Source organism: Pseudomonadota bacterium (genome assembly GCA_034660915.1).
In the GTDB taxonomy this organism is placed as follows: domain Bacteria; phylum Desulfobacterota; class Anaeroferrophillalia; order Anaeroferrophillales; family Anaeroferrophillaceae; genus DQWO01.
In genome coordinates, this window is the sequence record JAYEKE010000048.1 from 12179 (window position 1) to 27326 (window position 15148).

Sequence of the window (15148 nt, forward strand, 5' to 3'; positions counted from 1 at the left end):
GGCTAACAGCCTCAAGTCCGATAATCGGCATTGATGCTGATATACTCATGGGAAAGGTCGGCCGTCAGCAGGGAAAAACTACCATCTCCGGCATGCAGATCAATGGTAATGGTAAAACTATCCTGTCGGAACACTTCGGCACCATCACCTTCCTGATAATCAGGACACCGTTGACCACCAGCGACCACCTGAATCCGGTCCAGCCAGATATCCACCCGCCCAGGATCCAGGTCGACGCCGGCATACCCCAGGACGGCGACAATCCGCCCCCAATTGGCATCCTCGCCAAAAAAAGCAGTTTTCACCAGCAGGGAATGGGCAATGGTCCGACTGATCTGCTCCGCTGCCTGGCAATCAGGAGCATTCTTGACCAGGATTTCAACCAGCTTGGTCGCCCCTTCACCATCTTTGACGATCATCCGGGAAAGCTCATCGGCAACCTGGTACAGGCCGGCTGCAAACACCTTTGCATCCGCCTCTGTAGCCAGGGAACAACCAGACACGCCGTTGGCCAGGAGCAGGACGGTATCATTGGTGCTGGTATCCCCATCAACACTGATCCGGTTAAAGCTTCGATCCGCCACCTGCGCTAAAAGTTTTTGCAGCGTACTGCCGGAGATCTTGGCGTCAGTCAGGAGATATGCCAGCATGGTTGCCATATTAGGTTCTATCATCCCGGCACCTTTGGCCAAGCCGCAAAGATGGACAACGCCGGTTGAAAGTGGCAGCGAAACCGAGCAGGTTTTAGGCTGTGAATCTGTGGTCATGATGGCCTCGGCCGCGGCAGCCAGACTTGAGGCTGAAAGAAGCTCGGGAAAACGCGGCAGAGCGGCGGTAATCATATTCACCGGCAGGGGTTCGCCGATCACACCGGTTGAGGAGATGAAAACCTCTTCTTCAGGAACAGCAAGGACGGATGAAAGGCCTTTTGCCAGCTCTTTGACATGAGCCACCCCCTGATCACCGGTACAGGCATTGGCATTACCACTGTTAACCAGCACAACACTGATTGGCATCGCCGCAGCAAGTTGCAGCCGGCCATAAATAACCGGCGCTGCCGGAAATTTATTGGTGGTAAAAACCGCCGCGGCCGTCGCCGGCACCTCGGAAACAATGAGAGCCAGATCGAGTTGATCTTCTTTTTTCAGGCCGCAGTGAAGGGCGGCGAAACGATACCCGGGACAGCTCATAACCTTTTCCATTATCTCCCGCATGGTAAACATCTGGGACAGCCCCCGGTGAAGCTGGGGACAGTCCCGAGTTTACTTGAATGTAAAATCCTTAGCCGAACAACAATTCCTTGCACATTTATACCTTGTACCTTAAACCGTAAACCTTATACCTTGCACCTCATACCTTATACCGTATATATCATCGTCCACAACAGCGTTTATATTTTTTGCCACTGCCACAGGGACAAGGATCATTGCGACCAACTTTCGCCTCTTTATTCTTCACCGGTTGCCGTTTCCCTGACTCACTGCCCCCTTCACCCCGGCCCAAGACCATACCCGTCTGCTTCTTTGACTGCCGGTCAAGCTCTTCTACCTCTTCATCCCGGGTTACCCGGATATGGCAAAGCTGGATAACCGCATCCTCTTTCACCCGAGCCAGCATATCAATAAACATGTCGTAGCCTTCACGCTGATATTCGCGCAGCGGATCCTTCTGACCATATCCCCGCAGGCCAATGCCTTCCTTCAACTGATCTATGCTATAGAGGTGCTCTTTCCACAATGTATCCAGAGTATGCAGCAAAACGATTTTCTCCAGCTGGCGCATGGTCTCAACGCCAATTTCCTGCTCCCGCTGTTCATAATAATGGTGCAAACGCTGAAGAAAAAGTTCAATAAATGATTCACGACTTGAAACCTCTTGAACCGCGGGATCGTCAGCGAAATCGACAGCAAGACCAAAATCCTGACTGAATCCGGCGTTCAAAGCTTCATAATCCCATTCCGGCAAAGGCTCTTTTTCGCTTACCAGCCGTTCGATAAGCTCGGTTGCCACTTCATCCACATAATCAAGCGCCAGTTCACGAAGATTATTCTGACCCAGGATATCCCGCCGCAAGGCATAGATAGTCTCCCGCTGCTTATTCATGACATCATCATACTCCAACAGCTGTTTCCGAATATCAAAGTTGTGACCTTCAACCCGACGCTGGGCATTTTCAATCGCCTTGGAGATCATCCCATGCTCAATTGGTTCATCTTCCTCAATACCCAACGTATCCATGACCTTGGCAATCCGCTCGGAACCAAAAATACGCATCAGATCATCGTCAAGAGCCAGATAAAAACGGGTGGATCCAGGATCACCCTGACGGCCAGAACGACCCCGAAGCTGGTTGTCAATCCGCCGGCTTTCATGACGTTCCGTCCCCAGAATATGCAGTCCACCCGCAGCCAGGACTTCCTCCCGTTCACCCTGACACTGGGCTTGGAGTTCGTTTAATATCCGCTCCTGTTCTTCCGCCGGCATATCCTCCTTTATTTTTTTCTTTGCCAGCATTTCAGCATTACCACCCAAAACAATATCAGTTCCCCGCCCGGCCATATTAGTCGCGATAGTCAAAGCACCTTTTCGACCCGCCTGGGCCACAATTTCTGCTTCCTTCTCGTGGAACTTGGCGTTGAGGACTTCATGGCGAACACCTTTCTTCGTCAGCATCCGACTCAATTTTTCAGAATCATCAATGGAGATGGTTCCCACCAGCATCGGCTGACCTTTTTGGTGGCGCTCGATGATCTCCCTAACCACCGCCCGGTATTTCTCCGTTTTGGTTTTATAGATCACATCCGGATTATCAATCCTGATCATCGGCATATTGGTGGGAATAACCATGACATCAAGATTGTAAATCTGCTTGAATTCCACCGCTTCCGTATCCGCTGTCCCGGTCATTCCAGCAAGTTTATTGTACATGCGGAAAAAGTTCTGGAAGGTTACTGAAGCCAGGGTCTGGTTTTCACTTTCTATTTTCACACCTTCTTTGGCTTCCAAAGCCTGATGAAGGCCGTCACTGTAACGCCTTCCAGGCATCAGACGGCCGGTAAATTCATCAACAATCATCACCTGATTGTCTTTCACCACATAATCCACATCCCGCTTAAACAAAACATGTGCCTTGAGGGCCTGATTAACATGATGCAGGGTTTCCATCTGGGAAGGTTCAAAAAGATTATTAATTTTCAGCAGTTCCTCAATCCTGGCAACCCCCTGGTCGCTGAGTACAACCGTTTTAGTCTTCTCTTCAATCTCATAGTCAGTTTCCTTGTTTAACCGTGGTATAACTTTATCAATCAAATAATACTTATCCGTAAGATCTTCGGTCGGCCCGGAGATAATCAAGGGAGTCCTGGCCTCATCAACCAAAATACTGTCCACCTCATCGACAATAGCAAAATTCAACTCCCGCTGGGCATAATCTTCCAACTGAAATTTCATGTTGTCACGAAGGTAATCAAAACCAAACTCATTATTGGTACCATAGGCAATATCACAACCATATGCTACCTGACGCTGCTGATCATCCATCCCATGCAGAATAACCCCCACAGAAAGTCCTAAAAACCGGTAAATAGTTCCCATCCATTCGGCATCGCGACGGGCAAGGTAATCATTAACTGTTATTACATGAGCACCTTTACCTTCAAGGGCATTGAGATAGAGAGGCATAGTTGCCGCCAGGGTTTTACCCTCACCGGTTTTCATTTCAGCTATTTTCCCCTGGTGCAGAACAATTCCACCCATTAGCTGAACATCAAAATGACGCATTTTCAAGGTTCGGACAGAAGCCTCTCGAACAACGGCAAAAGCCTCCGGCAGAAGATCGTCCAGGGATCTGCCCTCCTGCAGCTGTTGACGGAAAATATCGGTTTTTGCCCGCAATTGTTCATCGGTAAGTTTTTTAATCTCTGATTCCAGCTTATTGATCTGTTGAATCAAGGGATTTAACTTTTTCAACTCCCGATCATTCTTGCTGCCAATAACTTTTTTTACAATTCCAAACATATGAAATTCCTCTTCAAGGGAAAATGATGCATACAATCAACAATGTTTTTTTACATCTCAGATTATCGTGAAAACTCAGAACTCTACCGGGATGGGAAACTGACAATCAGTTTTGCCCCCGCGAAAAAGGGCGAAACCAGGAAGGATATCAAAAGGAAGAAGATTGCGGTTTTAGCTTATTCAATCAATAAAATACTGATGTGGATTCACAGCATGTTTATTTACCACAACCTCATAATGAAGATGGGGACCGGTGCTGCGCCCGGTATTCCCCAAGGCACCTATTTCCTGTCCCCTGATGACTTTATCGCCAACCTTGACTTCTATACGAAACAAGTGACCATACTTAGTTTCCACCCCCATGCCATGATCAACTACAACCAGGTTACCATAACCGCCATTATGGCCGGCAAACTTAACCCGTCCATCGGCAGTCACCACTACTGGACTCCCTTTACGATTAACGATATCAAGCCCATGGTGAAATTCCCGCTTGCCGGTAAAAGGTGAACGTCGATAACCAAACCCGGAGCTGATCCAACCCCTAACCGGTCTGATCGAAGGAGTGAAATTGAGTACCGCCTTCTGCTCCTCCAGATAATCCTGGAGCAGATTACTTTGCTGCTGTTCATCAACCAACCGCAGCTCCAGCACCTGAATATCCCGGTGCATATTTTCAATGGCCTGGCTTCTGGCTGCATCCAGACTGTCTGTCGTCAAGGCGGCAGCCGCTGGATCAGGCCCCCCGAGACCCTGTCGGACACTACTTCCCGAATGCACGTTCAAGTTAGCCAGAACCTTGATTTTTACATTGCTCTCCTTAATCCGGGTCAATTGGTCCGTAAGATTATCAATCCGAGAGGCAAAAAAACCGATCTGCGCCTTCATTTCCGCTTCCTGCTGCACTAATTTTTCATGGCCATTAATACTATCTAAATTGCTGGCATAGAGAAATATCGACACCACCGCCCCAACAAACAAAGCCAGAACAGGTGGAACAAAAAGCAGGAAGAGGCGCCGCAGCCATTTTCTGGAAATGGCTATTCGCCGGGGATATTGATTACCGTCCCGCAACAGGATCAAGGTATATTTCTCAGTTTTATTCATAGAATTCAGTAAGGCTATATTATATATGTAACTATTCAGCTCCAAGACCGGGAGACAGATTAAATTTTTCTCTATGGTTTATTCAGTTGGATTTATAAACCTGATGATGGAAGCAAAAATTATATGTCCTCCAGATGAGAAAAATAAAATCTGTCCCCTGAAGGAAAAAGCCGGTTTATAGTGATATGCTGAATAGTTCCTTATATATTAATATATCGGTAGTTCTCTGGAGCACTTTATAGCAAAGCAAGCCAAATATGTCAATTTTATAATGGGGGGACAGTTTTTAAACTGTCCCCAACCATCCTCGGACAAACTTTTAAAGAAGTGAAGATATTCTGCCGATAGAAAAATATAATTCTTTTACTGAGGATTTCATCATATGATCCAGGTCCAGACAAGCGATGATCGATTAAAAGCATCCATTGAAATCATTTTTGAATCTGACGGTGCCCCTCCCACCGTTGATGAAATCCGCTCTGCCCTCACGGATCATCAGGTCACTGCCGGTATTGATGATCAGGCCATTGAAGTTTTCTGTCAGCAGGCAAAAGCTAATCCCGGTCAGCCGATCAAAGGAATAGTGGCCCATGGAACCCCGCTCACAGCAACCATTCAGCCCAACTACCAGTTTAAGTTTTCCACCAGGAAATCCATCGGGCAGGTACTTGAATCAGGCAAAATTGATTACCGTGACCGGGGAATGGTCAATTTCACTAAATCCGGCACCATGCTGCTGGAAATAATTCCTGGAAAAGCAGGAATTTCCGGCCTCCAAGTTGATGGAACAATCACTGAGGCCGAAGCTTTAGAACCATTAAAAAAAATCAATGCCGGGAAAAATGTCAAGTTGGAAACCACGGATGAAGGCCATTTACACTACCTGGCCCAGGCTGACGGCCAAGCTGATTTACAGGGTAGTGACCTGGTCATAGAAAACATGTTTACAGTTGATGGCAATGTGGATCTCAATACCGGTCACATTAAATACCAGGGACCCATCCATGTCACCGGCAATCTGCTCAGCGGCTTTGCCGCCATTTCCAACAGTGATGTTTTCATTGATAAATTGATAGATGGCGGCAGCGTTAAAGCCAAGGGCGACCTGGTAGTTGGTACCGGCATCATCGGCAGCGAAAAATCTTCCATTACCGTGCTTGGAAATATCAAATCAGAATATATCGCCAGCCTGGGAAGTTGCCAGGCCAAAGGCAGTATCGTGGTTGAGAAACATGTAATCAACAGCACCCTCGTGGCCGGAGGATCCATCCGCTGTGCCGGCAAGATTACCGGTGAATGTTCCATCTCAGCTTTTTCAGGGATTGAAACCGGCGAACTGGGATCAGAAGGAAGCAGCCGTACAACTGTCGAAGTGGGAAATGACATTTTCATCCGTGAACGTCTGCAGAAGATAGACCGGGTCATGGAACCAATGATTGAACGTTCCATTGAAATTGTTGACCTTGTCAGCTTGCCGGTCATTATGAAAAAAGACCCATCCATGCTGCCGGCTGAACGGCAGGAAGAAGCCGCGGAATTAATCAACGAATACCATAAAATTGACAGCCAAATTACTCTGCTGAAAAAGAAAAAAACCGAGCTGGAAGAAAAATCGGCAGCAGCCCGCCAAGCCAGAATAACAGTCCACCGGCAGGTATACCCGGGGGTCCTGATCAAAATTGGTCATGAAACCTACCAGGTTGACAAGCCGTTAAGCGGTCCGATAGCTTTCTGGCTTGATCCGGTAGACAAGAAGATTACCACCCGTTAAACCCTCCACTTTCCTCTTTACACCCTTTTTCCCCTATGTTAATGAATTCCCATGCAGACCATCGGAATTGTTATTAAACACAATAATACAAAGGCATTAGAAGTCGGTGTCAAGCTGGTATCCTGGCTGCATAAACGGGAAATCAGAACCGTTTTCAGTGAAGAACTGGCCCAGGCCATCCCCGGCAGCCAGGCCATGGAAAAGCCGGAGATTCCCCGAGTTGCGGATGTAATTGTCGTTTTGGGAGGGGATGGAACCCTGCTGAGTGTTGCCCGTCTGGTCAACAAGCATGAAGTCCCCATACTGGGGGTTAATCTCGGCAGCCTGGGATTTTTGACTGCTATCAGCCTGGATGAGTTGTATACGGTGATGGCTGATATCCTCAAAAACCGCTTTAAGGTCAGCAAACGCATGATGCTGATTGCCCAGGTCTATCGCCGGCAGGAAATCATTACCTCCTATGCGGTTCTCAATGACCTGGTTATCAATAAAGGTGCCCTGGCCAGAATCATTGAGCTGGAAACAACCATTGACCAGGGATATCTGACCACATTCAAGGCCGATGGACTGATTATATCAACCCCCACCGGATCAACCGCTTATTCCCTCTCCGCCGGCGGTCCGATTGTCTACCCCACCCTGGACAGCATTATCGTTTCCCCCATTTGTCCCCATATGTTAACCAACCGCCCGTTACTAATACCACCTGAAGCCAGGATTGAAACGGTTCTGGCTTCGGAAGGCGGTGATGTGTCACTTACCCTGGATGGTCAGATTGGTTTTGACCTGCAACAATACGACCGGATATCCGTAACCAGAGCTGATTACTCTATCGCACTGATCACCTCCCCGACCAAAACCTATTTTGAGGTCCTGCGGACAAAACTCAAATGGGGTGAACGTTATGCTTAAATCGCTGACCATCAGCAATTTTAAGCTTATTGATTTACTGGAAGTCGAATTCGAACCGCGGATGACCGTCATAACCGGTGAAACCGGAGCCGGAAAATCCATTGTCATCAGTGCGCTGACCACCCTGCTGGGGGGCAAACCCACCCGGGAAATGTTTGCTGATCCGGCAAAAAAAATCAGCCTCAGTGCCTCCTTCTGCCTGACCGAGTTTCCTGAATTACAGGACGATCTGACAGAGTATGGCTTCCCCCTTGATAACGAAGATCTTTTTCTGAAAAGGATAATCAGCTTAAAAAATGACCGGCTGCAGAATCGGGCATTTATCAATGATCAACCGGCTACTAATAATACCCTGACCTTCTTCGGTGGAAAGCTGGTGGAAATCGCCAGTCAGCATCACCAGCAATCCCTGCTGCACCCCCAGAAGCACCTTGATTTTCTGGATTTATATGGAAATCTAGGAACTTTACGGCAACGCCATGAACAAGCCTACACAACCTTAGTAACAGCCCGGAACCAGTTGCTGGAGTGGAAACAGAAGGTACAAGAGGCCAGAGATGAAATCGATTATCTGGATCACCAGCTGGACACCCTTGATCAAGCCCGCTTGACGGTTGATGAAGAAAGTGAACTTTTGAAACTGCAGCAGCGCTACTTTCAGCGGGAAAAACTGCTGGAGATTGCTACCCGATCTGAACAAGTCCTCTATTCCGGCAAGCAATCAATCATCGACAGCTGTTATCAACTTACTGATCTGATGGAAAATCTTCATCGTCTGGATGACAGTTTCAGTGTTAATGGTCAGCAATTAATCCAGGCAATGGAAATCTTGCAAGATCTTCGAGAAACGGTGAGCAATTATCTGACCGGCATTGAAATAGATCCACAAACCATTGAAGAAAACAACCTCAGACTCGCCGAGATAGAACAGCTCAAAAGAAAGTTCAGCTGTTCCTACGCTGACCTTTTCACCCTGAAAGATGAGTTTCGGCAACAATTGGCCGATTGGAAAAATCATGAAATAAAACAGCAGGAGTTGGAAGAACTCTGCGTGAAAAAACAGGGGGAGATGGAGGCACTGGCAGCAGAACTTTCCCGGGCCCGGCAAGCACAGGCGGAAAAACTGGAAGAGGCGGTCATGACCCATCTGAGCGATTTAAAACTCCAGCATTCCCATTTTCAGGTAGCCATCAAAGAACAGGATTATAACGCCAAAGGAAAAGATAAGGTTACCTTCCTGATCAGCACCAATCCCGGTGAGAAACCAGCTCCCCTGCACCAGGTTATTTCCGGTGGGGAGTTATCCCGTTTTATGCTGGCACTGAAAACGACAGCAGCAGCCAGGGATATTATTCCCACTCTGATCTTTGATGAAGCTGATACCGGCATCGGCGGCGCCGCTGCTGAATCCGTGGGCCATAAGCTGGCCAGTATCGCCAGTAACCATCAAGTTATCGCCATCACTCACCTGCCGCAGGTTGCCGCCTGGTGTGACCATCATCTGATCATCAAAAAACAGCTGGCCGACGCTCATTCCCTCATCACGGTTAAACAACTTGATCATGAAAATACTGAGGCCCGGATAGATGAATTGGCCAGGATGGGAGCCGGTGAAATAATCAGTGAAATTACCCGGAATCATGCCCGGGAACTGGTCCAGCAGGCGACAGAAAAGAAAAGGGAAACCCAGTAACCATCAATCATTACAGTTGGTTATAACTCAACTTTCTGAATTGTTCTATAAACAGCTGAAAGAAATTTCCAGGGATGTTCCGGCATGGCTCTCGCTCATTCTCGCCGGCCGTCCATGGCCTGCCTGTGCGTGCCGCACGCAGACAGGCCGGCTTGTGAGGCGCGCTAAAGCAATGTCCCCGATTGTCCGCCGTGAATCACATCGTGTGATTCGTTCGGCGGCCAATACCGCTATGAGCCACACCCGAACATCCTGCTAATATGTCCCTGGCAATGCAAGTCAGAAAGTTGAGTTACAATTAACCTTTAGCCTTTGGCCTTTAGCCTTTGACCTTTAGCTTCGCCCTCTCACGGGACAGATTTGCACTTTTGCTTCGCCCTGCTTCGCATGGGGACAGCACTAAAGTACTGTCCCCGATCCCGTGTATCCTTTAGCCTTTAACCTTTAACCTCTAGCCTTTGGCCTATTATGCTACAACTCGCAACTATCAAAGACGTTCCCCGAATTCAGAAAATCCTCGAATATTATGCCAACCAGGGGCTGCTTCTACCCCGTGCCTTGAGCGATCTTTATGAAAATGTAAGAGATTTCATCATCTACAAAGAAGAGAAGGAAATTATCGGAGCATCGGCGCTTCATGTCTGTTGGGAAGATTTAGGGGAAATCCGCTCACTGGCAGTCATACCTGAACACACAAAGAAAGGAATCGGCAGCCGGCTGGTCAACCATTGTGAAACTGAAGCCAGACGACTGGGATTGCAAAAGGCCTTTACCCTTACCTACCAGGAGTCATTTTTTTCAAAACTTGGCTACCAGAAGATTGATAAAAGCCTACTGCCGCATAAAATATGGAAGGATTGTTTGCAGTGCGTCAAGTTCCCGAACTGCGATGAGATTGCGATGATAAAAACCCTCTAACTTTGCCCCAACTCAAGCGAGTTAAACAGTCTGAAACCACCGGGGAGGCTGGTTCTTAGCGGTATTGGGCGCCGAAAGAATCACCAGGACGGTGATTCTCGGCGGACAATCGGGGACATTGCTTTAGCGGTGTCCTCACAAGCCGGCCATGGACGGCCGGCTAGAATGAGCGGGAACCAGTCCCCCGGTGGCTTATTAGCTCAAAAATCACTCGATTTAGGTTTGCAATATCTGGATCAGGCAACGCTCTCTTTCACCTGATTGCGACCAGCATTTTTGGCGGCATACAAAGCCGCGTCAACACGCTGAATAAATGACTCCAGCGTATCATCTTCCTGAATTTCCCCAACCCCAAGACTGATGGTCACCGAAAATTGTTTTCCCTTATAGGAAAAACGACTTTCTTCGACCTTGACCCGCAGCCTCTCAGCTACTTCTAACGCCGGGGATAAAACGGTATGGGGCAGGATTACGGCAAACTCCTCCCCACCATAACGGGCCACGGAATCGATATCTCGAATCTCTTTTTTAATAATCCCGGCGACCACCCGCAAAACCCCATCCCCGGTTCGGTGCCCATAGGTATCGTTCACCATTTTAAAATGATCGATATCTATCATGATCATTGAGCCCTTACGGCCATACCGTTTAAAGCTGGCAAATTCCTGTTTGATCCTGGCATCAAAAGCCCGGCGATTGTCAACCCTGGTCAAGGGATCAATACTGACTTTCTGTTTGATTTTTTCCATCTGTTGTTTAAGTTTTTCAATCTTCTGATTGGCAGACTCAACCCGCTGATTTGCCTGCTGAACCTCTTTGATCATCCTAGCAGTATGTCCCTTTAATGACATGGTTTCCTTCAGCAGTAAGTCACGGACCTTTTGAATCTCGTGAATATCCTTAACCACCTGCAGTTGTTTGGCATAACTGTCCAGATTGCTGTCAAATTCACCGCCAATATCCAGAAACGAAGTCAAAGTACCGGCCATAATCAGGATGATATTCTTCAGTTCATCCCGCTCCTGTTCAATAACTCCCTGAATCAGGGTTTTCTGAAAGAAGAGATTTTTCAACTGCCGACTGAAATCATCCAGATCTTCAAGCGTTGACAAACCCTCAAGTTTTGTCCTGGTTTCTTCAAATAGACCACGTAATTTTTCGTCCTGATCCGACATGCTTTCCACTTCCCGCAGGGAAAGGGCAACCAGAGATTTCATTCCCTCCAGCGCACCGGTCAATTCCGTTTCTTTACCGGACTGAGACATTATCTCACCCTTTAAGGAGGAAACTTGCTGCTCCAGTACGGCAACACTCCGGGGGGATTCTTTCATCAGCACTTCTTTGATCTGACTGTGCAAATCCTTGATTTGCCTGGCTGAACCAGCAGTTTCCAGGGCTGTCAACAACGCCTTCATGGTTTTACCTGCTGTTTGATCCGCCGCATAAGAGGAATTCAGCCCGCTTAACAGCAACTTGGATAATAACTTATATTCCCTGATCAGATCCGTATCCATATAAATACCTTCCTGGCTTCCCGATTAAATGCCAACTTTGCCAGCCGGCAACACAACCGTAAATGTACTGCCCTCATTCACCCGGCTTTTCCACTCCAATCGCCCTCCGTGTTTATCAACAATAGCCTTGACAGTTGTCAAACCCAAACCGGTACCTTTAACTGAAGCACAATCACCATTTTTAGTAGAAAAAAAGGGCTCAAATATTTTATCCTGAATCTGTTCAGGAATGCCACAACCATTATCAATAATTTCTGTCGCCACATGATGGGAATCAAGCATTGCTGTGCGGATAATTATTTTGCCGGAAAAATCATCAACATTTTCTCTCTTCTTTATCCGAACAGCTTCAGCGGCATTCATCATCAGGCTAAGCATGATATGTTGTATCTGGGTTTTCATCACCGGTATCATCGGCAGCGTTTCCTCCAACTGACATTCAATCATCACCTGATCACGCTCCAGTTCATAACGGCTGAATGAAAGAGCATCCATAATAATCTGGTTAAATGGCAGCGGAAACTTCTCTTCGTGTTCAGGATGGGAGAAAAGCAGCAGATTCTTCGCCAGAAGATTTAAGGCTTCTACTTGCTTCATCAGCTGCTGGGAAAGTCTTTCCTCTTTTTCAAGATTCTGCAATCCTTTCTTTTTCATCATTTGCTGCAACTGAATAATGCCATAAATAGACGCAAGAAAGTTATTAAGGTCATGGGCAACCCCGGCCGCCATCCGTCCCAGAGTCGCCATTTTTTCTGACTGGGAGGCCTGTTCTTCCAAAACCACCCTTTCCGAAACATCCTGAATAGTAACCACCACTTCCTGGCAACGTGATGTCCCGGGATCAAGAATGGGATGATAAAATATATTTACATATCGTCGGCCTTTTTTTCGCTCTTCAACCCTCAACCGATGGCGCTGCTGGCGATCAAACAGACAAAGTTTCACCAGACAGTCCGGACAGACCTCGCGACGGTTGCGGAAAACCTCATAACATTTTTTCCCCACAATCTCACGGGGATGGGCATTAAAATATGCCGCTTCCGCCTGGTTGATAGCCGTTACGGTAAAGCTTGCATCAATCAGATAGATACCATCATTGATGGCATCGATGATCCGACGATAGCGATTATTTTTATCAACTCCTGACATGGTATCAGTTTCTGCCTCCAACTATTGTAAAAAAAAGGCACATAAAAGCCCATGATGATCACTAAAGTTATCGACAGCAATGCATAATTTATTGAGAACTTTTCGCTATATCACCCCTTATTCTCCAGCTGTTTTTTTCATCAACACTCATCCGGCAAAAAATACCTGCCCTTGCACCTGAACAAGCAGGTTTTATGCCCCATATTCTGATGGCAACTTGACACCCCAGAGAAACGGTGGTAGATGAGCCCCACGTTTATATTTAAAATCACCATTGTCTGGTATTTTACCTCCATAACCAAATCATGTACAGACCACTACCCCATACATCACAACCAGAAGAACCAACTCCTTTAATTATCTCCCGTGCCGACCACCCCATTTCCCGAAAAAAGATTGATCGCAATGTGTTAAAAATCATGTACCGACTGAAAGACCACGGGTATCTGGCCTACCTGGTTGGTGGAGCGGTTAGAGATTTGCTCCTTGGACGACAGCCGGCGGATTTTGATATTGTCACCGATGCCAAGCCAGCGCAAATCAAAAAATTATTTCGCAATTCAAGAATTATTGGTCGTCGTTTCCGCCTTGCCCACATCTTTTTTACCGATCGCATAACCGGCCGACAACAAATTATCGAAGTTGCCACCTTCCGTAAAAAATTAATAATTGATGAAAAAAACCTGGAGCTGGTAACCGCCAAACCGACCATGGCGAACAACACCTACGGTACCCCGGCCGAAGATGTACAGCGGCGAGATTTTACCATCAATGCGCTTTTTTACTCACTGGATAGATTCAAAGTTATTGATTACCTTGGCGGGCTGGGAGACCTTGGAGATGGCATTGTCAGAATTATTGGCGATCCCTATGAACGGCTGCTGGAAGACCCGGTACGTATTTTGCGGGCAATGGAATTTTCCTGCCGACTGGGATTTACCCTGGAAGAACAAACCTTGAAAGCCATGCAGTTTCATGCTCCATTGCTTAAAGAAGTTTCACCCAGTCGCCTGCACGAAGAGCTACGTGGTCTTTACACCAAAGGAACCACATCAGCCATGGTGGGCCTGGCAGCAAAATTTGGAATCATTTCCTCCTGGCTTCCCTATCCTACAGCAACCATGCTGCCGCAAACCAGGCAATTGATGCAAAAAATGGAAGAGTTTTTTTCACCGGCGACAAACGAACAACAGCTGGAATCCCTGATTGTTACATCACTGTTGCTCCCGGAAGTGATTAACCGCTGTGGGATTAGTCCGGCACCTCCCCTGCACCGGGTACATGAAGCAGTTGAACTGCTGCTCCAGCCATTGAATGACTGTCTGCATTTACCCCGTTACCAGCGTCACCGGGTAAGGGAAATAATGATCGGTATATTCCGTCTCTGCTCCGGAGACAAGCGAATAAAAAAGCTGAAAAAACGCCAGAATTTTTATGCATCACTCTTCTTTTTCATCCAACTCGGCCGGGAATATCCGCAAGAGCTGGGGAAAACCATCGGCTTCTGGCATAAACAGGTTTCCCGGTGGCCAGCCACAAAAGGTGATCAGATGGTGGACCCAAAATTGATGTTTTTAGATTAGGAGGCTGTCCGCGAATGCTCTTTTCCCCCATCTCTTCGTTATTTTTTGAAAACAATGCTCAGAATATTAGCTATATGCCTGCGCTTGTTTTCAAAAAATGCCTCGACCTGAGAAAAAATTTCTATTCTCGGACAGCCTCCCTAGGAGCATTAAAAAATGTCTTTCCTGTCGATAGGTGAAATCAGCTTTCTCAACTGTCTGCCATTATTTTCCCTGCTCAAGAAAGAATTTCCGGCAAACGGCTACCGATATATTCAGGGCAATCCGGCCCAGTTAAACCAGCTGCTGGCTGAAGGCCACATTGATATCAGTCCTTCATCCTCAATTGAATATGCCCTGAGACCTGAACATTATTTCATTCTACCCCGGATCTCAATTGCCTCAACGAGAGAAGTTCGCAGTGTCCTGCTGCTGAGCAAAAATCCAATTGAGAGCCTGAAGAATACCACCATCGCCTTAACTGCCCAATCATTAACCTCCATCT

At 47.3% G+C, this 15148-nt stretch carries 11 protein-coding genes; 6 read left to right on the forward strand and 5 right to left on the reverse strand.

Annotated elements, in window-relative coordinates; translation table 11 throughout:
• Positions 1-11: 11 nt before the first annotated feature.
• From argJ to U9P07_02870, 3 genes are all read right to left on the reverse strand, one after another.
• A complete protein-coding gene (gene argJ, locus U9P07_02860; protein ID MEA2108350.1) occupies positions 12-1223 on the reverse strand; it encodes a bifunctional glutamate N-acetyltransferase/amino-acid acetyltransferase ArgJ in 1212 nt (403 codons plus the stop codon).
• Positions 1224-1371: 148 nt separating this feature from the next.
• Complete coding sequence (secA, locus tag U9P07_02865) at positions 1372-4017, reverse strand: preprotein translocase subunit SecA (GenBank protein MEA2108351.1); 2646 nt, start codon at positions 4015-4017, stop codon at positions 1372-1374.
• 180 nt (positions 4018-4197) lie between these two features.
• Entirely contained in the window at positions 4198-5124 is a 927-nt protein-coding gene (locus U9P07_02870; GenBank protein ID MEA2108352.1) for a M23 family metallopeptidase, read from the reverse strand.
• A 382-nt stretch (positions 5125-5506) separates the two neighbouring features.
• On the opposite strand from U9P07_02870, the gene U9P07_02875 reads away from it, so the two are divergent.
• The 4 genes from U9P07_02875 to U9P07_02890 all read left to right on the forward strand — a co-directional run bounded on the left by U9P07_02875 (position 5507) and on the right by U9P07_02890 (position 10418).
• Positions 5507-6895 (forward strand): FapA family protein, encoded by a 1389-nt coding sequence (locus U9P07_02875; GenBank protein ID MEA2108353.1) that lies wholly within the window; start codon positions 5507-5509, stop codon positions 6893-6895.
• 51 nt (positions 6896-6946) lie between these two features.
• On the forward strand, positions 6947-7807 hold the full coding sequence (locus U9P07_02880) for an NAD(+)/NADH kinase (protein MEA2108354.1): 861 nt from the start codon (positions 6947-6949) through the stop codon (positions 7805-7807).
• Positions 7800-9500: a DNA repair protein RecN gene (gene recN, locus U9P07_02885; GenBank protein ID MEA2108355.1), complete on the forward strand. Its 1701-nt coding sequence runs from the start codon at positions 7800-7802 to the stop codon at positions 9498-9500. The genes U9P07_02880 and recN overlap by 8 nt, the downstream gene beginning before the upstream one ends.
• Before the next feature lie 468 nt (positions 9501-9968).
• A complete protein-coding gene (locus tag U9P07_02890) occupies positions 9969-10418 on the forward strand; it encodes an N-acetyltransferase (GenBank protein ID MEA2108356.1) in 450 nt (149 codons plus the stop codon).
• A gap of 236 nt (positions 10419-10654) precedes the next feature.
• Here U9P07_02890 and U9P07_02895 read toward each other — a convergent pair whose 3' ends face one another.
• Both U9P07_02895 and U9P07_02900 read right to left on the reverse strand, forming a co-directional pair.
• The gene (locus U9P07_02895; protein MEA2108357.1) at positions 10655-11932 is read right to left on the reverse strand and encodes a diguanylate cyclase; all 1278 of its coding nucleotides are present in this window, start codon (positions 11930-11932) and stop codon (positions 10655-10657) included.
• A gap of 24 nt (positions 11933-11956) precedes the next feature.
• Positions 11957-13081 carry an ATP-binding protein gene (locus U9P07_02900; GenBank protein MEA2108358.1) on the reverse strand — a complete coding sequence of 375 codons (1125 nt, stop codon included), beginning with the start codon at positions 13079-13081 and terminating at the stop codon, positions 11957-11959.
• A gap of 305 nt (positions 13082-13386) precedes the next feature.
• Here U9P07_02900 and U9P07_02905 point away from each other — a divergent pair, with 305 nt between their 5' ends.
• Positions 13387-14664 carry a CCA tRNA nucleotidyltransferase gene (locus U9P07_02905; GenBank protein ID MEA2108359.1) on the forward strand — a complete coding sequence of 426 codons (1278 nt, stop codon included), beginning with the start codon at positions 13387-13389 and terminating at the stop codon, positions 14662-14664.
• 156 nt (positions 14665-14820) lie between these two features.
• On the forward strand, positions 14821-15148 hold a 328-nt coding region (locus tag U9P07_02910; protein ID MEA2108360.1), incomplete at its 3' end, for an MqnA/MqnD/SBP family protein.